The organism is Pseudomonas sp. FSL W5-0203, from assembly GCF_001896155.1.
GTDB classification, from domain to species: domain Bacteria; phylum Pseudomonadota; class Gammaproteobacteria; order Pseudomonadales; family Pseudomonadaceae; genus Aquipseudomonas; species Aquipseudomonas paracarnis.
In genome coordinates, this window is record NZ_MPOR01000049.1 from 1 (window position 1) to 16,862 (window position 16,862).

A 16,862-nucleotide genomic window follows, 5' to 3' on the forward strand; every position below is an offset into this window, starting at 1 on the left:
CCATGGCGCGTGGCGGCGGCCCCCCAAATCACTGGCGGATTACGGGCACACCGAGCCCAAGCGAGGTGCCGAGTGGTGGGGCGAGGACCTTTTGGTTACTTTTGGGTCCTTCCAAAAGTGACCCGCTGTAAAAGCGGAACCCTAAGTGGCCGTTACCGCAGGAATGGATATGTACGCAATCAACTGTGTCGCCTGCCAGGCCGCCTTCGCAGGCAAGCCCCACAGTTTGATTGCGCAGCACCAAAGTTGAACCTCACGCTTCACCCGTCAGGGCCGGCCTTGCGGTGCCAAAGGTGCAACGTTTCTCTATGATGTGGCCTTTCACTGAAAATCTCTGGAACGGCCCATGCCCACCCTCACCCTGCGCAACGCCCTGCCCACCGACGCAGCACGCTGCTTTGAAATCGAAACCAGCGCCTACGAGGGCGACGAAGCCGCCACGCTTGAAAAGATCACCACGCGTATCGCGCAGTATCCCGAGGGCTTTTTGATCCTGGAGGAAGATGGCGCAGTGGTGGGCTTCATCAACTCAGGGTGCGCCCATGAAGTGGTAATGTCGGACGAGGCCTTCAAGGAGTTGGTGGGCCATGTGGCCGAGGCACCGAATGTGGTGATCATGTCGGTGGTGGTTGACCCGGCCCATCAAGGCAAGGGCTATGCGAAACGGCTGATGACTGAGTTCGTGCAACGCATGCAGGCAATGGGCAAGCGCACCCTCCACCTGATGTGCAAGGCGCAGCATGTGCCGTTGTACCGAGCAATGGGCTACACCTACGTGCGCCCTTCGCCGTCGGATCATGGGGGTATGGCGTGGCATGAGATGGTGAAGACGCTTTAATGCAAGCCGTTGCACGAGTGATTGCAAAAGTGTTTCCAAGCGTGAGGCAACCAAAAGACCTGCAACGACCGAATGTGTTTCGGTGAGTGAAAAGCTGGCACTGCGCTGCGCTATCTGACAGCCAGCCTGACTTTTCGGAGCGTGGGCCGGACTGCGCCTATAGCCTTTTGACTCACTCGAAAACCAACACCTGATGCGGTTTCACGTTGTTACATCCAGCCAAAACAGACCTCGTTGAGCGCCTGCCCCAGGCGCTGTAGCCTGCGAAACGCCCTGTCAGGGCCACCCTCTGACAGGGTTAATTTCCAAGCAATCAGAGAGGTGCAATCATGTCTTCAATCAATGGCTCCGCCCCATTCGTACCCGCGTACCAGCCCGCTGCCAAACACCCTATCGATAATGATGTACCGAGGAAAAACTCTCTGGACAAACAGGCTGGAGAAGATGCCGAAGTGTCCAATGGCAAGGGCGGCTGGAAAAACATTGGCAATGCGACGCGCGACCACGCCAACCGCACTCGGCTGGATCGCAACTTCTTGCCTTCAGACAAAAAGACCGTCGATGACGCCCAGGTCAATACCAGGGCTGGATATCACGGCACCGGCACCCTGCCCGCCTTCCCAACTTGGGATGACAAGGCCTTAAACGACTCCGCGTCCAACGCCCTGCGTCAACCGATCGACTTCGAAATAAAACCTGACGGCAACGGCGGTTGGACCAAGGCGTGACAACTCCACTGTCTAAGCCGCTTTAGCACTCAGGGCTTTGCCGAACAACCAGTACCCAGGGGCTTCACCCTCAAAGGTACAGTTCAGCGGTTGTTCCGCTATGGGACAGCCGCCGAGTCATCTACCAACTGCCGGAAGCCCCCCCGCCACCGCTGGAACCGCCACCGCCCGACGAACTGCTGCTGGTGCTGGAGCCGCTGGAACCTGAGCTGGACCCGCCGCCGGAGCCAGAACCTTCGCCGACCTTGCCAAAGATAATCAGCGCAACAAACGATGCGATAGGAAATGCCAGCAACCAGGCGTCGTGATCGCCGTCCATCACCTGCCCCGCCACCCCATACACGGCCACCGCCGCCAGCAGTCGTACGCTAAAACCTGCGCGGCTGGCGCGCCAGGTCTGCCTCATGAGCAGCACCAGCACCAGGTACAACCCCAGCACCACCAAGACGCCCAGGGGCCACAGCAACCAGTGGGTGAAACTGACGTCTACGTAATGGTTTGCCACCACCAACCCGAGGATGTAAGCCAGCAGCCCGATCACGCCGTAAAACAGCGTGCGCACCTGCCACAACGCGCCGAATAGCGCGCCGCCAATCAACAAGGTCAGCGGCATTGCAACGAGGAACATCGGCCAGTCCCGACCACCGGCCAATACCGTCAGCAACAGCGTGGCCGCAACTGCGATGATCAAAGCTCTGCGCCAGTGCAACTTGCCAGCGGCGATCAGTGTACCGGCGAGCGCCCCCAGGACAAACGCCGCCAATATCGCGAAAAATTGCGGGTTGATCCCCGGCCCGGCCACTTCAGGCAGGTCGCCGCCGTCCACCAGGACCACCAGCGCGCTCACGCCTTGCTGGATGCCACCGGCAAAATCGCCCTGACGAAACGCTGGAGTGAGACGTTCTTCAATGATGCGATGGGCCAGCAGATCAGTGACGATGCCTTCCAGGCCATAACCCACCTCGATGCGCACTGTGCGGTCGGCTTTGGCCACCACCAGCAGGATGCCGTCGTTGACGTCCTTGCGCCCCAGCTTCCAGGCGCGGAACAGTTGGTTGGCATAGTCTTCGATGCCGCTGCTGCCGGTGGTCGGCACCAGCAATACGGCCACTTGCGCGCCTTTGCGTTGTTCAAGGTCGGCGAGTTGTTGCTTGAGGCGCAGCACGGTGCCCGAGTCGAGGGTATTGGTCAGGTCAATAACCCGCTGATCAAGGGCAACCCCAATCGGCGAGGTGTCCGCATGAGCGGCGATGAACAGGCTGGAAAACACCAGGGCCAGTAGGCTGAACACCGATTGCCGCACAAGCACGATCATGTATGGTTACCTGAAGTCTCTCCCTGAAGACGCCGACTTTACCTTATCTGCACGCAAACGCGTGACCCAGGGCCTGCGACTATCTAAACTGCCCGCTAAGCTGCATAGCAATTAGCCATCCACGAGAACCCCATGGACCTACGTCACCGCAACAATATACATGTGATGGGCCACGGTCCCTCGACGCTGGTGTTTTCCCACGGCTTTGGTTGCAACCAGGCCATGTGGAATGCCTTGGCACCGCACTTTCTCGAGCGCTTTCGCGTGGTGCTGTATGACCTGGTCGGCGCCGGCCTGTCGGACTTGAGTGCGTTCGACAAAACCAAATACAGCCGCCTGGATGGCTATGCCCATGACCTGAACGAGATTATCAACGCCTATGCCCAAGGCCCGGTGATTCTGGTGGGCCACTCGGTCAGCGCGATGATCGGCACCCTCGCCGACCGTTTCCTCCCGGGCCGCATTGCCGCACACGTGATGATTGGCCCATCGCCACGCTATATCGATACCGAGGAATATGTCGGCGGTTTCCAGCGCGACGACATCGACGACCTGCTCGACACCCTCGACAGCAACTACCTGGGCTGGTCCAGCGCCATGGCCCCGGTGATCATGGGCGCCCCGACGCAGCCGCACCTGAGCGAGGCGCTCACCGAGAGCTTCTGCCGCACCGAGCCGGACATCGCCAAGCAGTTCGCCCGCGTGACCTTCCTCTCGGATAACCGCCAGGATGTGTTCGGCCTGACCACCCCGGTACTCATCCTGCAATCGACCGACGACCTGATCGCCCCCGTGGCCGAGGGTGAATACCTGCACGCCGTACTACCTAACAGCACTTATTGCCTGGTCGAGAATGTCGGCCATTGCCCGCATATGAGCGCCCCCCAGGCGTGTGCAACGGCGATGGACCGGTTCCTGGCCCCTTGGGCGGCTGCCGATGCCCGTTGACCCGCTGTTTGACAGCGCGGCGTGTGCCCTGGCGGTGACCCAGGAAGATGGCACGATCCTGCACGTCAACCCGCGCTTGTGCGACTGGCTGGGCTTTACTGCGGCCCAGCTGCTGGGCCGGCGTTTCCAGGACCTGCTGGCCATGGGCGGGCGGATTTTTTACCAGACGCACCTGGCGCCGATGCTGCGTATGCATGGCAGCGTCACCGAGGTGAAGCTCGACATCCGTCATTGCAACGGGCACAAAGTCACGGTCTTGCTCAACGCCAACCGGCGCCAGCAGCCCGACGGCGTGGTGTATGACTTGGCGCTGTTCGGCACCACCGACCGTGACAAGTACGAGCGTGAGCTGCTCAATGCCCACAAGCAGGCTGAAGCCCTGCTGCAGGAAAAAACTGCTACGGAACTGGCCCTGCAACAGGCCCAGGCCGAACTGAGCGAGGCCTATGCCATTGCCCAGCGCCGGGCGTTGTTTGCCGAGCAGATGGTGGCGATTGTCAGCCATGACCTGAAAAACCCACTCACCGCGATCCGCATGGCCTCCGACTTTCTCCAGCGTGGCGAGCGCACGGCCAAGGAGCGCCAGTTGTTGGGGCACATCGGCCAGTCGTCCGAACGCGCCCACCGCATGATCGCCGACCTGCTGGACTTCACCCAGGCCCGGGTCGGCCAGGGCATTACCATCAAGCCGCAACCGCTGGACCTGCACAGCGTTATTCATCGCAGCGTCGACGAACTGCGGGTGGCCTTCCCCAAGGCCACGCTGGTGCATCACGCCGAGGGCCAGGGCGACGCGTGCCTGGACGCCGACCGCGTGCAACAGATGATCGGTAACCTGGTGGCCAACAGCGTGGCCTATGGCGACTTGCTGCAGCCGATCACCATTACCTCGCGCCTGGGCGATAACACCTGCGCGGTCGCGGTGCACAACCACGGCCCGGCGATTCCCCAAACCCTGCTGGCCGGATTGTTCGAACCCATGACCCGCGGCACCGACCAGGGCAGCGACGTGCGCAGCGTAGGCCTGGGCCTGTATATCGTGCGCGAACTGGCCAGAGTACATGGCGGCGACGTGGCGGTGAGTTCATGTGCGAGCGCCGGCACCACGTTTACCGTGAAGTTCTAGTACAGGTACGCGGTGCCCTGCATGATCGGCTCGACCCGGCCGGTCAATATCACCCCGCCCCGCCCGTCCCATTGCACCGTGACCGCGCCGCCGTCGCACTGGACCTCCACACGCTCATCGAGCAGCCCTCGCCGGATGCCGTTGACGACCGCCGCGCAACAGCATGAACCGGACCCCAGCGGCACACCTCCGCCACGCTCCCAGATACGCAGGCGGATATGGCCGCGGTCCAGCACTTGCACGAAATGCACATTGGTCCTGGCCGGAAACAGCGGGTGAACTTCCAGGGTCGAGCCCATGGCTTCAATATCGAGCGCCGTCACATCCTCCACAAAAAACGTGCAATGCGGGTTGCCCATGCTGCACGCCGCCGGCTGGCCGTCGATAGGCAACACGCAGGTGTCCATCGCCCTGGCCAAGGGTACCGACGCCCAGTCCAGCGAGGGTGGGCCCATATCCACCGACACGCGCTGCCCATCAGCACGTGTGCATGTCAGCAAGCCACGGTCGCTGCCCAGCACGATGCTTTGGGTGCCAGCCTCATGCATCAGGCGATCCGCCACGCCACGCGTCGCGCTGCCGCAGGTTTGCAAGCGTGTTCCGTCCGGGTTCCAGAACTGAACGCGCGCAGCAGCCTCCTCACAGTCGAGCACCACCGCCAGCTGATTGAAACCGATGCCGGTGCGGCGGTTACCCAAGTGGCGGGCAATCTGCGCAGTAATAGGGTTATCCTCGCCACGGCGGTCAATGATAATGAAGTCGTCGCCGTGGGCGTGCATCTTCACGAACGGCAGGGTCATGGGCGCTCCTGTGGGTGAAATGAGTCAAGCGGTTCTAATACCACTGTAGGAGCGAGGTTGCTCGCGAAAAACTCACAGGCGCCGCGTTTATTCAGGGAGTGCGCGTTATGGTTGGCGTTTTTCGCGAGCAGCGCGCCTACAAAGGGTTGAAGGGTCATGCTTATTGTATTCAGCGGCTTGCCCGGCAGTGGCAAGACCACGATTGCCAGGGAGCTGGCGCGACAGTTGGGCGCGGTTTACCTGCGTATCGATGTGATTGAGCAGGCGCTGCGGGAGGCTGCGGTGTTGGTAGGCGATGTGGGGGCCAGCGGCTACGCGGTGGCGAATGCGCTGGCGCTGAGTAACCTGCGCCTGGGGCAGCGGGTGATCGCCGATTGTGTGAACCCCGTGAAGGACAGCCGCGATGCCTGGCAAGCGGTGGCGACAGCGGCCGGTGTGGCGCTGAGCAATATCGAGGTGGTGTGTACCGATCAGCAGGCGCATCGGCGTCGAGTCGAAGGGCGTGTGGGCGATATTCCCGGGCTGGTGCCGCCGACCTGGGAATCGGTGCAGGCGCATAAGTACGAACGCTGGGAAACCCCACCGTTCAGGCTGGATACGGCGCAGATGACGCCGGCAGAGGCTGTCGCGGCAGCCTTGCTCCATATAGGCTAAAACCCACCTGTGGCGAGGGAGCTTGCTCCCTCACCACATTCTTTAGAAGTTACCGCGCAACGCCTCAAGCCCGCCTTCGTAGACACCGGCAAACAATGCCTCGACTTGCGCCTCGGTGGTACCCGCTGCCGGCGTGAACACGCCGGACCAGGTCACTTTCGCCGAGGTGTCCGTCAGCGCTTCAACCTGCAAGGTCGCCAAGTAAGCACTCACCGGAAACGGCGAGGCTTCAATGGTGTAGCTGTAGGTGCGCGCCACGTTGTCGAAGGTCTGCAAACGCTCGACAATCGCGCCGCCGTCAGCGGTGGTCAGGTGACGCACACGGCCACCCTCGCTCGGCTCGCTCTTGGCAATCAAAGGCAGCCAGTCAGGCAGGCTGTTGAAGCCGCCAATCAGTTGCCAGACCTGGTCGGCCGACACCGCAATTTCAATCACAGAAGACGCTGTTGCCACGATCAATACTCCAGTCAGGAAAAAATCAGATTGCCATGCTGTCGACAACGCCACCGTCGACCCGCAGCGCGGCACCGGTCGTCGCCGAAGACAGCGGTGAAGCAATGTACGCCACCAGGTTCGCCACTTCATCCACATTGGCCGCGCGCTGGATGATCGAGGTGGGCCGCGCATGGCGCACAAATACATCCGCTTCCTCTCGGGCACTGCGCCCGGATTCAGCCGTAGCGTCCTTGAGCATGTGTTCCAGGCCATCGGTAAAGGTCGGCCCCGGCAAGATAGCATTCACCGTCACCCCAGTACCCGCCAGGCGCTTGGCCAGGCCGTGGGACACCGCCAGGTTGGCGCTTTTGGTCACCCCGTAGTTGATCATGTCGGCCGGCGTCGCCACGCCAGACTCCGACGACACGAAGATCACCCGGCCCCAGCCCTGCTCGACCATACCCGGCACATAATGCCGCGCCAGGCGCACGCCGGAGATCACATTGACCTCATAGAAGCGCGCCCACTCACTGTCCGGCGCGTCGAAGAAATCCACCGCGTCGAAGATGCCCAGGTTGTTGACCAGAATGTCGGCGCGGGGTTCGGCGGCGAAAAGTTTCTGTGCGCCTTCAACGGTGCCGAGGTCGGCCACCACACCACGCAGTTGAGCAGCCGGAACCGCTTGGCGAATGCTGGCCAAGGCGTCGTCCACCTTGCCTGCATCCCGCCCGATCACCACCACCGTGGCACCGGATTGCGCCAGGGCCTGGCTGATACCCAGGCCGATCCCGGCGGTGCTGCCGCTGACAATAGCCACTTTGCCACTTACATCAATTTTCATGCTCAAGCTCCTTAACGTGAGAGAGGCAAAGGTGCACGGTCCGAGATCAAGCGGGCCTCGCGCAACGCCTGCCAGAAGGCTGCTGGAATCTGTTCAGACAACGCCGCGACGTCTTCGGCAATCCGCCCCGGACGACTGGCACCGGGAATCACCGCCGCCACCGCCGGATGCGCCAGTGAAAACTGTAGCGCAGCGGCCTTGATACTGACGCCAAACGCCTGGGCAATCGCCTTGATGTGCTCGACCTTGGCAATGATCGCCGGACCGGCTTGCTGGTATTCAAAGTGCGCACCGCCAGCGAGGATGCCGGAGCTGTACGGGCCACCGACGACGATCTCGACCTGCTGGGCGTGGGCTGCGTCCATCAGGCGCTGCAAGGCGCGGTCGTGGTCCAGCAGCGTATAGCGACCCGCCAGCAGAAAGCCGTCGGGCTGGGCTTCGGCCAGGTCCAGGGTCAACTCGCAAGGCTCGACACGATTGACGCCCAGCCCCCAGGCCTTGATCACTCCTTGCTCGCGCAAACGGGTGAGTACTTTGAAGGCACCAGTGCGGGCCTGGTTGAAGTATTCCAGCCATTGGTCGCCGTAAAAATCCTGGGCGATGTCGTGAACCCACACGATGTCCAGGCGATCGGTTTGCAGGCGTGTCAGGCTGTCTTCAATGGAGCGCAGGGTGGCGTCGGCGCTGTAGTCATTGAGTATTTTATTGGGCCGGCCGTGTTCGAATACGCCGCTTTTTTCGCCAAGGTCACGGGCGGTTTCTTCGACTTCATCGAGAATCACCCGGCCGACCTTGGTGCTGAGCACGTAGTCGTCGCGGTGATAGTTGGACAGCGCTTGGCCCAGGCGAATTTCCGACAGGCCCGAGCCGTAGAACGGCGCGGTATCGAAGTAACGCACGCCCTGGTTCCAGGCGGCCTGGACGGTGGCCTGGGCTTCTGCTTCGGGGATGGCGCGGAACATATTGCCCAAGGGGGCGGTGCCAAAGCCCAGTACGCCGGGCAGTGTGTCTTTCAAGCTCATGGTGGTTCCTCAATCGGTGCGAGGTCGCGGTGACCGTTGAGCAGATGCTAGATTGCGCAGATCAGACCGTCCAAGACATACTGCGACCAACTTGAGTCCTTGAAGGTCTTACATGATTGATCTACGCCAGTTGCGCTACTTCGAAGTGGTAGCCGAAGAAGAACACGTCGGCCGCGCCGCCGAGCGCTTGCACATTTCCCAATCGCCCCTGAGCCGGCAGATCGCCCAGCTCGAGGAACGCCTGGGCCTGACCCTGTTCGAGCGCAGCCAGCAGCGCATCCGCCTGACCCGCGACGGCCAGACGTTCCTGGCCGAAACCAAGGCCCTGCTGACCCACGCCAACCGCCTGGAGTCCCTGGGCAAGCGCCTGGGCCGTGGTGAAGAAGGCGGTTTGTGCATCGGTTATATCGAGAACGCCATGCACGCCGGTGTCCTGCCCAATGCCTTGCGCATACTGCGCGACGATAGGCCCGCCGTGCACATCAAGCTGTATAACCTGCCCTCCCTGGAACAACTCGAAGGTTTGCGCCAACGCAGCCTGGACATCGCCCTGGTGGGCGAACCACCTGCCGCCGACGACCCGGACCTGACCGCCTGGCAAGTCCTCGATGACCCGATGCTGCTGGCCCTGCCCGAACAGCATCCGCTGGTTCAACAACATGAACTGTTACCCGAGCACCTGGCCGACCAACAATGGATCGGCGTGCAGCGCAAACCTGGCGCCAACCCGGCCGATGATTTCGTCGCCGCCTGTATCCGTGCCGGTTTCACCCCGCAGATTCCCATGGAAGCCAGCGAGCCCTTTACTGCATTGGGCCTGGTCGCGTCGGGGCTAGGGGTGGCGATGGTGCAAAAGGGCCTGAGCCGCAACGCTCCACCGGGCGTGGTATTGCGCGAACTGCCGTGGCTGGCCTACACCACACCGCTGTGGGCGGCCTGGCACCGCGTCAACTTGAGGCCGCTGGTGGAAACCTTTCGCAAAGTGCTGACCGAACCTGAGGCTATCTGACTGACGTCTCACAGGGTGTCTATGCCGGGTGATGATTTTGTGAGCAACGCAGAACCAGTGTGGGAGCTGGCTTGCCTGCGATAGCGGTGGTTCAGTTGAAGATTCAGTGACTGACACACCGCCTTCGCGGGCAAGCCCCCTCCCACATTGGGTCAGGAATCAGAGTGCTTCGCGCAACCGATACCACAACATCCCCAACGCCAGCAGAGGCGAGCGCAGCGCCTTGCCACCGGGAAAGGTCATGTGCGGCACCTGGCTGAAGATATCCAGGCCCTGGCTTGCACCCGCATGTATCCCTTCGGCCAGCAGCCGTGCGCACCAATGCGTCACGTTCAAGCCGTGACCGGAATAGCCTTGGGCATAGAACACATTGGGGTACTGCTTGAGCCGCCCGACCTGGGGAAAGCGGTTGGCGGTGATGCCAATCTTGCCGCCCCACTGGAACTCGATAGCCGTGTTGGCCAACTGTGGGAACACCTTGAGCATTTTCGGGCGCATGTACGCGGCGATGTCCTGGGGGTCGCGCCCCGAGTAGTGGCAGGCACCGCCGAACAACAGGCGCCGGTCGGCAGTCAGCCGGTAGTAATCCAGGCCGACTTTCTGGTCGCACAGCGCCAGGTTCCGCGGGATCAACTGCTGGGCTACTGGTTCAGGCAGTGGCTCGGTGGCGATGATGTAGCTGCCCGCCGGCAGCACCTTGCCGCTCAAGCGCGGCTCCAGTTCCTCAAGATGGGCATTGCATGCCAGCACCAGGTTGGCTGCGCGCACGCTGCCGCCTGCGCAGCGCACTTGCACCGTCTCGCCATGGATCAGCTCCAGCACCGGGCTGTGCTCAAAGATGCGCACCCCAAGGGCCTCGGCCGCACGCGCTTCACCCAAAACTAGGTTAAGCGGGTGCAGATGCCCGGAACCCATGTCGACCAGGCCGCCGGCATACACCGTAGAGCCCACCACCTGTGCCATGTCTTGTGGGCCGACCAGCCGCGTTTCATGGGCATACCCCATGGCCGCCAGGTGCGCCTGTTCGCCCTTGAACGCGGCAAACTGCGCCGGGGTGTTAGCCAGTTCGCAAAAGCCCCAGCGCAGGTCACAGTCGATGCCGTGCTCGGCAATGCGCTGGCCCACCAGAGCGACCGAGTCGATACCGGCCCGCTCCATATAGCGCACGCCCTCCTCGCCCACGTATTTGGCAAACCCGGAGACATCATGGCCGATACCCCGAATTAATTGCCCGCCATTGCGCCCGCTGGCGCCCCAACCGATGCGGCGCGCCTCCAGCAGGATCACCGAAAGCCCGCGCTGGGCCAGTTCAATGGCGGTGTTGACCCCGGTGAAACCGCCGCCGATCACACACACATCGGCGCTCAGGTCTGCCTCAAGTGCGGGCCGCTGCACCATGGCATTCGCCGAAGCGCGGTAATAGGACGGGGCATGTTCATTGGACTGCATCATCGGTTGGACTTCACTTTGCTCCAGGCGCGGGTCATCACGCGCATGGTCGCCGGCGTGGGCGTGGTGGAAATATAGAGTTTGTCGAGAACCTCCTGGGGCGGATACACCTCAGGGTTGTTCACCAGTTCCGGTGCCATGAACGGCTTGGCGGCCGGGTTGGCGTTGGCATAGCCCACCGAGGCGCTGACCTTGGCAATCACCTCAGGCTCCAGCAGGTCGTTGATGAACGCATGGGCTTCTTTAGGGTTGCTCGCGTCGGCCGGAATCGCCAAGAGGTCGAACCACAGGTTGGAACCTTCCTTGGGGATCGAGTACGCAATGTTCACCCCGTTCTTGGCTTCCTTGGCGCGGTTGGCGGCCTGGAACACATCGCCGGAATAACCGAAGGCCACGCAGATATTGCCGTTGGCAAGGTCGGAGATGTACTTGGAAGAGTGGAAATAGGTGATGTACGGCCGCAGCGTGAGCAACTTGGCTTCGGCCTGCTTGTAGTCCTCGGCATTCTCGCTGCGTGGGTCCTTGCCCATGTAGTTGAGGATCGCCGGGAACAGCTCATCCGCTGAATCGAGGAAGGCCACGCCGCACTCATGCAGCTTCTTGATGTTTTCCGGCTCGAACAACACCGCCCACGAGTCGATGCGGTCGATGCCCAGCACTTGCTTGACCTTGTCGACGTTGTAGCCAATGCCATTGGTGCCCCACAGGTACGGCACCGAGTGCGCATTACCGGGGTCGTTCTGTTCCAGTAACTTGAGCAGCTTGGGGTCCAGGTTCTTGAAGTTGGGCAACTGCGCGCGGTCAAGCTTGAGGAACGCGCCGGCCTTCACCTGGCGCGCCAGGAAGTGGTTGGACGGCACCACCACGTCATACCCGGTGCGCCCGGCCAGCAATTTGCCCTCCAGGGTTTCGTTGGAGTCGAACACATCGTAGATCACCTTGATGCCGGTCTTGGCCTGGAAATCCGCCAAGGTGGTCTCGCCAATGTAATCGGTCCAGTTGTAGACACTCACCGTCGGCGCCGCCTGACCGGCACCGCTGAACGCCGCGACCAGGGCCAGTGGAAGAAGCTTGTTCACAAGACGCATATCGTCACCCCTCTTATGCTTGTTTTCAGACGCTCAACAGCAGGAACTCGCGCTCCCAGGAACTGATCACCCGCTTGAAATTCTCATGCTCGGCGCGCTTGACCGCGACGTAGCCGCGCACGAATTTTTCGCCCAGGTACTGCTTGACCGTGTCGCAATCCTCCATGCGCGCCAGCGCATCTTCGAGGGTGAACGGCAGGCGCAGGTTGCGGCGTTCATAGGCGCGGCCTTCCACCGGGGCACTGGGTTCGATGTGCTCGATCATGCCCAGATAACCGCACAACAGGCTCGCGGCAATGGCCAGGTACGGGTTTGCATCGGCCCCTGGCAGGCGGTTTTCCACGCGCATCGCCTCCGGGCTGGACGTGGGTACGCGCAGGCCGACGGTGCGATTTTCTTCGCCCCATTCGACGTTGACCGGCGCCGAGGTGTCCGGCAAAAAACGCCGAAACGAGTTCACGTTGGGGGCAAACATCGGCAGCAGCTTGGGGATGTACTTCTGCAGGCCGCCGATGTGATGCAGGAACAACGGGCTCATGTTGCCGTCGGCATCGACGAACACCGGTTTGCCGGTAGCGATTTCGACCACGCTCTGGTGCAGGTGCATGGCGCTGCCGGGCTCGTCGGCCACCGGTTTGGCCATGAAGGTGGCGGCGACGTTGTGCTTGAGGGCGGCCTCGCGCAAGGTGCGCTTGAACACCGTGATCTGGTCGGCCAGGTCCAGGGCGTCGCCATGGCGGAAGTTGATTTCCATCTGCGCGGGGCCGTCTTCGTGGATCAGGGTGTCGAGGTCCAGGCCTTGGGCTTCGCACCAGTCATAGACATCTTCGAACAGCGGGTCGAATTCGTTGGCGGCATCGATGGAAAACGACTGGCGCCCGGTTTCGGCGCGGCCCGAGCGGCCGATGGGAGTTTTCAAGGGCAGGTCCGGATCTTCGCAGCGCTGGGTCAGGTAGAACTCCATTTCCGGCGCGACAATCGGCTGCCAGCCTTGGTCGGTATAGAGCTGCAGGACTTTCTTCAACACATTACGCGGCGACAGTTCGATGGGGTTGCCCTGCTTGTCGAAGGTGTCGTGGATCACGATGGCGGTGGGCTCGATGGCCCACGGCACTACGTAAGTGGCGTTGGCGACCGGGCGGCAAATCATGTCGATATCGGCCGGGTCCAGCAGGTCGTAATAGATATCGTCGTCGACAAAGTCCCCGGTTACCGTTTGCAGCAACACACTTTCCGGCAGGCGCATGCCTCGCTCATGCAGGAACTTGTTGGTGGGTGCAATCTTGCCGCGTGCGATGCCAGTCAAGTCACTGATCACGCATTCGACTTCGGTAATCTTGTGTTCTTTCAGCCAGGTGGACAGCTGATCGAAGGGGGCGTTCATAAGGACCTCGTCTTGGGTGGGATGCGACGCTGGGTTGTACTCCCAGCGCATTGAGGTCTATCTTGGGCCAGCCTTGAAACGGCATCTATCCACTTTGCACGCGGCACAACGCACCAATAGAGTGCGCACGGATCACCATGACACAGGCAACCGCTTTGCGCGTACAGGCCTTCGCCACCGGCGATGTGGCCGCCCAATGCAGTGCGACACCCGGCTGGGTGCAGCAGTACCAGCAGATGTCCCCCGGGCATTTTGCCGGGCAGGTGCGCTACCTCGACCTGCACGGGGTGCAGGTCTACGAAGAGTGCATGAACACCCGGGTGGAGCAGCATTTCAACGCACCTGCCGGCGCCCTGGCGTTTTGTTTCGACGCCAGTGACAACGCGCTGTACCTGCTCAATGGCGAAAGCCGCAACACCTGGATCACCCCGGTCAACTACCGCGAAGTGGCCGTGGTGTTCGGCCCGCAGTTTGTCCAGCGCCACGGCCTGGATATGGCCAAGCTCGAAGGCCTGTTCATGGCACCGCTGAGCTGCCAACAGAACGCGCTGTTCACCCGCTGGCTCAGTGGCACGCTCACGCGCTTGTCCGCACTCACCGACCCCATCAGCCGCGATGCCCTCACCCAGCAACTGCTCGACGACTGCCTGTTTATCCTCGACAACGCCTGCGTGTGCCTGGACGGCAGTTCACTGCAAAAGCGCAGCGAAGAACGCCAATTGATGGCGCGCATCGGCGAATGGGCGGCGGATGCGCCGGATGAAACCGCCAACCTGTTGGAACTGGCGCAGATTGCGGGGGTGCCGTTGCGCCAATTGCAGCAAGGGTTCAAGACCTACACGGGGATAAGCCCGGCGCAGTGGTTGCGGTTGCGCCGCTTGAACGGGGCGCGGCGGGAGTTGCTGAGCACGACCGACACCACGGTGGCCGAGGTCGCGATGAATTGGTCGTTCTGGCATTTGGGGCGGTTTTCAAACAGCTACCGGGCGCTTTTTCAGGAGCTGCCCAGCGAAACCCTGAAACGCTCCAGCTGAAAAAACACGCTTGACCTTGTGGGAGGGACAGACCAAACCGTCCCTCCCTTGAACCTCAATCAGGGCTGCGCGTTCAAAAAAGTGGAGATCAGTTGATTGACCTGCTCCGCCGCCTCCAGCTGCACCATATGCCCCTGCCCCGGCAATACATGCACCTGAGCCTGCAGCCCTTGGGCGTGACTTGCCGGGATGATCGCATCGTCACTGCCCCAGATCACCAGGCTCGGCTGGCGGCCCACCTCGCTGCGAAGATCCAGCATCTGCCGCCCGCCATCGAACAGCTTGTGATCGAGCTGGCGCAACGCTTGATCCACCCCTTCCAGGCGCTTGAATTTGAGCATGTCCTCCAGCATCTGCCGCGTCACCAACGCAGGGTTACTGAACAGTTGAGTCAATGGCGGCTTGAGCGCGTTACGGTTGTTGGCTTCGACAAAACCTCGCAGGTAATCGCCGTTGATATCGGCACCCAGACCGGCGCTGGCGATCAAGGTGATGGAGGCGATACGTGCAGGCGCCAGGCTGGCGACGGTGAGGGTCACCAGCCCACCCATGGAGTGGCCGGTCAAATGCACACGGTCGAGCGCCAGGTGGTCGAGCAATGCCAGTACGGCATGACTGAGTTCGGCAGCGTCTCCCGTTTGCAGAGACTTGCCCGACTCCCCGTGCCCCGGCAGGTCCAGGGCAATCACCCGGCGTTCGGCGGCCAGGGCCGGTTGATTGAACAGCCAGTTGTTCAGATCGCCCCCGAAGCCGTGCACCAACACCAGCGGCGTGCCGCCCTCGCCCATGTCCAGATAACGCAGCAAGCGCCCGCCTACCTCGACTTTTTGTGCGCTGGGGCCGGCCTCTTTGGCTTCGGCGGCACTGGAGACGAACCCGGCGTTGAAGCTTTCGATCACGCTATCGATCTGAGCCTCTGTCGCCTCGCCCTCCACCACAATTCCCAGTAGAGCGCCCACCGGCAGGGTTTCATCACTGAGCGCCAGTACCCGACGCAGCACGCCGCTAAAAGGCGCCTCGACACTGCTGGAGATCTTGTCGGTCTCCACGTCCAGCACTTCCTCGCCCTTTTCCACTCGGTCGCCGGGTTGTTTGAGCCAGACATCGATGCGGCCCTCGGTCATCGACAGGCCCCATTTGGGCATGGTCAGGGTATGAATCATGCGGCGGTCCTCTTGTCGGCGATCTTCATCACGGCGGCCTCGATCTTCGCGGCGTTGGGGATGTACAGGTCTTCCAGTGCATCGGAAAACGGCACCGGGGTGTGCGGCGCGGTGACCATCTCGATGGGAGCGCGCAGGAAAGCGAACCCCCGCTGGGCCACCAGGGCACTGATGTCGGTGGCGACCGAGCAGCGTGGGTTGGATTCGTCGATCACCACCAGGCGCCCGGTTTTCTCGACGCTTTCAAGGATGCTGTCTTCATCCAGCGGGCTGGTGGTGCGCAGGTCCAGCACTTCACAATCAATGCCTTGACGCGCCAGGTTGGCCGCAGCCTCCAGGGCGATATGCAGCATGCGGCCGTAGGTCACCAGCGTCACATCCTTGCCCTCACGCACAAAGTTGGCTTCGCCAAACGGGACCGTGTACAGCTCTTGCGGTACGTCGCCCTGCATGCCGTAGAGCATTTTGTGCTCAAGGAAAATCACCGGGTCATTGTCGCGGATTGCCTGGATCAACATGCCCTTGGCGTCGTAGGGCGTGGCCGGGCATACCACCTTGAGGCCGGGGATATGCGTCCACATGGAGGTGAGCATTTGCGAATGCTGGGCAGCCGCCCGCAAACCGGCGCCGTACATGGCACGGATCACCAGCGGTGTAGTGGTTTTGCCACCGAACATATAGCGGAACTTGGCAGCCTGGTTGAGCAACTGGTCCAGGCAGCAGCCGATGAAGTCGACGAACATCAATTCGCACACTGGGCGCATGCCACGGGTAGCGGCGCCCACCGCCATGCCCACGTAGCCGACCTCAGACAACGGTGCGTCCAGCACGCGCCCGGGAAATTGCGGGTGCAAGCCCTTGGTCACGCCGAGCACGCCGCCCCATGCGTCCTGCTCACCGGGGGAACCGGTGCCACCGGCCACATCCTGACCGATGATGAATACGCTCTGGTCACGGCCCATCTCTTGAGCCAAGGCCTCATTGATCGCCTGCTGATAGCTGATTTTACGAGCCATTAGATTCTCTCC

Annotated in this window: 17 protein-coding genes; 7 read left to right on the forward strand and 10 right to left on the reverse strand. The window is 61.8% G+C overall.

The window, feature by feature from the left end; genetic code table 11:
• Positions 1 to 346: 346 nt before the first annotated feature.
• Both BOP96_RS26165 and BOP96_RS26170 read left to right on the forward strand, forming a co-directional pair.
• On the forward strand, positions 347 to 838 hold the full coding sequence (locus BOP96_RS26165) for a GNAT family N-acetyltransferase (RefSeq protein WP_014718149.1): 492 nt from the start codon (positions 347 to 349) through the stop codon (positions 836 to 838).
• A gap of 329 nt (positions 839 to 1,167) precedes the next feature.
• A complete protein-coding gene (locus tag BOP96_RS26170; protein ID WP_014718148.1) occupies positions 1,168 to 1,566 on the forward strand; it encodes a hypothetical protein in 399 nt (132 codons plus the stop codon).
• Positions 1,567 to 1,687: 121 nt separating this feature from the next.
• Here the strand turns inward: BOP96_RS26170 and BOP96_RS26175 are convergent, their stop codons facing one another.
• Positions 1,688 to 2,881: a TPM domain-containing protein gene (locus tag BOP96_RS26175; RefSeq protein WP_014718147.1), complete on the reverse strand. Its 1,194-nt coding sequence runs from the start codon at positions 2,879 to 2,881 to the stop codon at positions 1,688 to 1,690.
• A gap of 132 nt (positions 2,882 to 3,013) precedes the next feature.
• Between BOP96_RS26175 and BOP96_RS26180 the strand changes: the two genes are divergently transcribed.
• A complete protein-coding gene (locus BOP96_RS26180; protein WP_073454462.1) occupies positions 3,014 to 3,829 on the forward strand; it encodes an alpha/beta fold hydrolase in 816 nt (271 codons plus the stop codon).
• Positions 3,819 to 4,955 carry a PAS domain-containing sensor histidine kinase gene (locus BOP96_RS26185; RefSeq protein WP_014718145.1) on the forward strand — a complete coding sequence of 379 codons (1,137 nt, stop codon included), beginning with the start codon at positions 3,819 to 3,821 and terminating at the stop codon, positions 4,953 to 4,955. Before BOP96_RS26180 ends, BOP96_RS26185 begins: the two co-directional genes overlap by 11 nt.
• On the opposite strand, the gene dapF is transcribed toward BOP96_RS26185, so the two are convergent.
• On the reverse strand, positions 4,952 to 5,755 hold the full coding sequence (dapF, locus tag BOP96_RS26190; RefSeq protein WP_014718144.1) for a diaminopimelate epimerase: 804 nt from the start codon (positions 5,753 to 5,755) through the stop codon (positions 4,952 to 4,954). The genes BOP96_RS26185 and dapF overlap by 4 nt on opposite strands.
• Positions 5,756 to 5,911: 156 nt before the next feature.
• Between dapF and BOP96_RS26195 the strand changes: the two genes are divergently transcribed.
• Positions 5,912 to 6,409: an AAA family ATPase gene (locus BOP96_RS26195; protein ID WP_073454464.1), complete on the forward strand. Its 498-nt coding sequence runs from the start codon at positions 5,912 to 5,914 to the stop codon at positions 6,407 to 6,409.
• A 42-nt stretch (positions 6,410 to 6,451) separates the two neighbouring features.
• Here the strand turns inward: BOP96_RS26195 and BOP96_RS26200 are convergent, their stop codons facing one another.
• From BOP96_RS26200 to BOP96_RS26210, 3 genes are read right to left on the reverse strand one after another with little or no spacing between them, the layout of a single operon-like run.
• Entirely contained in the window at positions 6,452 to 6,862 is a 411-nt protein-coding gene (locus BOP96_RS26200) for an SRPBCC family protein (protein WP_032903525.1), read from the reverse strand.
• A gap of 25 nt (positions 6,863 to 6,887) precedes the next feature.
• On the reverse strand, positions 6,888 to 7,685 hold the full coding sequence (locus tag BOP96_RS26205) for an SDR family NAD(P)-dependent oxidoreductase (RefSeq protein WP_020301857.1): 798 nt from the start codon (positions 7,683 to 7,685) through the stop codon (positions 6,888 to 6,890).
• 11 nt (positions 7,686 to 7,696) lie between these two features.
• Positions 7,697 to 8,707, reverse strand: a complete 1,011-nt coding sequence (locus BOP96_RS26210) for an aldo/keto reductase (RefSeq protein ID WP_073454466.1) — start codon at positions 8,705 to 8,707, stop codon at positions 7,697 to 7,699.
• A gap of 112 nt (positions 8,708 to 8,819) precedes the next feature.
• Here BOP96_RS26210 and BOP96_RS26215 point away from each other — a divergent pair, with 112 nt between their 5' ends.
• The gene (locus BOP96_RS26215; RefSeq protein ID WP_072447707.1) at positions 8,820 to 9,716 is read left to right on the forward strand and encodes a LysR substrate-binding domain-containing protein; all 897 of its coding nucleotides are present in this window, start codon (positions 8,820 to 8,822) and stop codon (positions 9,714 to 9,716) included.
• A 159-nt stretch (positions 9,717 to 9,875) separates the two neighbouring features.
• Here BOP96_RS26215 and BOP96_RS26220 read toward each other — a convergent pair whose 3' ends face one another.
• The 3 genes from BOP96_RS26220 to BOP96_RS26230 are packed head-to-tail and all read right to left on the reverse strand — an operon-like array spanning position 9,876 to position 13,637.
• The gene (locus BOP96_RS26220) at positions 9,876 to 11,168 is read right to left on the reverse strand and encodes an NAD(P)/FAD-dependent oxidoreductase (RefSeq protein WP_073454468.1); all 1,293 of its coding nucleotides are present in this window, start codon (positions 11,166 to 11,168) and stop codon (positions 9,876 to 9,878) included.
• On the reverse strand, positions 11,165 to 12,253 hold the full coding sequence (locus tag BOP96_RS26225) for a polyamine ABC transporter substrate-binding protein (RefSeq protein WP_060767324.1): 1,089 nt from the start codon (positions 12,251 to 12,253) through the stop codon (positions 11,165 to 11,167). The genes BOP96_RS26220 and BOP96_RS26225 overlap by 4 nt, the downstream gene beginning before the upstream one ends.
• 25 nt (positions 12,254 to 12,278) lie before the next feature.
• Positions 12,279 to 13,637 (reverse strand): glutamine synthetase family protein, encoded by a 1,359-nt coding sequence (locus tag BOP96_RS26230; protein ID WP_014718136.1) that lies wholly within the window; start codon positions 13,635 to 13,637, stop codon positions 12,279 to 12,281.
• A 137-nt stretch (positions 13,638 to 13,774) separates the two neighbouring features.
• Between BOP96_RS26230 and BOP96_RS26235 the strand changes: the two genes are divergently transcribed.
• Complete coding sequence (locus BOP96_RS26235) at positions 13,775 to 14,671, forward strand: helix-turn-helix domain-containing protein (RefSeq protein ID WP_014718135.1); 897 nt, start codon at positions 13,775 to 13,777, stop codon at positions 14,669 to 14,671.
• Positions 14,672 to 14,730: 59 nt separating this feature from the next.
• On the opposite strand, the gene BOP96_RS26240 is transcribed toward BOP96_RS26235, so the two are convergent.
• Both BOP96_RS26240 and BOP96_RS26245 read right to left on the reverse strand, forming a co-directional pair.
• Entirely contained in the window at positions 14,731 to 15,834 is a 1,104-nt protein-coding gene (locus BOP96_RS26240) for an acetoin dehydrogenase dihydrolipoyllysine-residue acetyltransferase subunit (RefSeq protein ID WP_019817349.1), read from the reverse strand.
• Positions 15,831 to 16,850, reverse strand: a complete 1,020-nt coding sequence (locus tag BOP96_RS26245; protein WP_003190665.1) for an alpha-ketoacid dehydrogenase subunit beta — start codon at positions 16,848 to 16,850, stop codon at positions 15,831 to 15,833. The genes BOP96_RS26240 and BOP96_RS26245 overlap by 4 nt, the downstream gene beginning before the upstream one ends.
• Between the last annotated feature and the right edge of the window lie 12 nt (positions 16,851 to 16,862).

Excerpts from the sequence above, each read along its gene's own strand:
- BOP96_RS26165 (WP_014718149.1), top strand. The coding sequence starts at position 347 with ATGCCCACCCTCACCCTGCGCAACGCCCTGCCCACCGACGCAGCACGC.
- BOP96_RS26170 (WP_014718148.1), top strand. The coding sequence starts at position 1,168 with ATGTCTTCAATCAATGGCTCCGCCCCATTCGTACCCGCGTACCAGCCC.
- BOP96_RS26175 (WP_014718147.1), bottom strand. The coding sequence starts at position 2,881 with ATGATCGTGCTTGTGCGGCAATCGGTGTTCAGCCTACTGGCCCTGGTG.
- BOP96_RS26180 (WP_073454462.1), top strand. The coding sequence starts at position 3,014 with ATGGACCTACGTCACCGCAACAATATACATGTGATGGGCCACGGTCCC.
- BOP96_RS26185 (WP_014718145.1), top strand. The coding sequence starts at position 3,819 with ATGCCCGTTGACCCGCTGTTTGACAGCGCGGCGTGTGCCCTGGCGGTG.
- dapF (WP_014718144.1), bottom strand. The coding sequence starts at position 5,755 with ATGACCCTGCCGTTCGTGAAGATGCACGCCCACGGCGACGACTTCATT.
- BOP96_RS26195 (WP_073454464.1), top strand. The coding sequence starts at position 5,912 with ATGCTTATTGTATTCAGCGGCTTGCCCGGCAGTGGCAAGACCACGATT.
- BOP96_RS26205 (WP_020301857.1), bottom strand. The coding sequence starts at position 7,685 with ATGAAAATTGATGTAAGTGGCAAAGTGGCTATTGTCAGCGGCAGCACC.
- BOP96_RS26210 (WP_073454466.1), bottom strand. The coding sequence starts at position 8,707 with ATGAGCTTGAAAGACACACTGCCCGGCGTACTGGGCTTTGGCACCGCC.
- BOP96_RS26215 (WP_072447707.1), top strand. The coding sequence starts at position 8,820 with ATGATTGATCTACGCCAGTTGCGCTACTTCGAAGTGGTAGCCGAAGAA.
- BOP96_RS26220 (WP_073454468.1), bottom strand. The coding sequence starts at position 11,168 with ATGATGCAGTCCAATGAACATGCCCCGTCCTATTACCGCGCTTCGGCG.
- BOP96_RS26225 (WP_060767324.1), bottom strand. The coding sequence starts at position 12,253 with ATGCGTCTTGTGAACAAGCTTCTTCCACTGGCCCTGGTCGCGGCGTTC.
- BOP96_RS26230 (WP_014718136.1), bottom strand. The coding sequence starts at position 13,637 with ATGAACGCCCCCTTCGATCAGCTGTCCACCTGGCTGAAAGAACACAAG.
- BOP96_RS26235 (WP_014718135.1), top strand. The coding sequence starts at position 13,775 with ATGACACAGGCAACCGCTTTGCGCGTACAGGCCTTCGCCACCGGCGAT.
- BOP96_RS26240 (WP_019817349.1), bottom strand. The coding sequence starts at position 15,834 with ATGATTCATACCCTGACCATGCCCAAATGGGGCCTGTCGATGACCGAG.
- BOP96_RS26245 (WP_003190665.1), bottom strand. The coding sequence starts at position 16,850 with ATGGCTCGTAAAATCAGCTATCAGCAGGCGATCAATGAGGCCTTGGCT.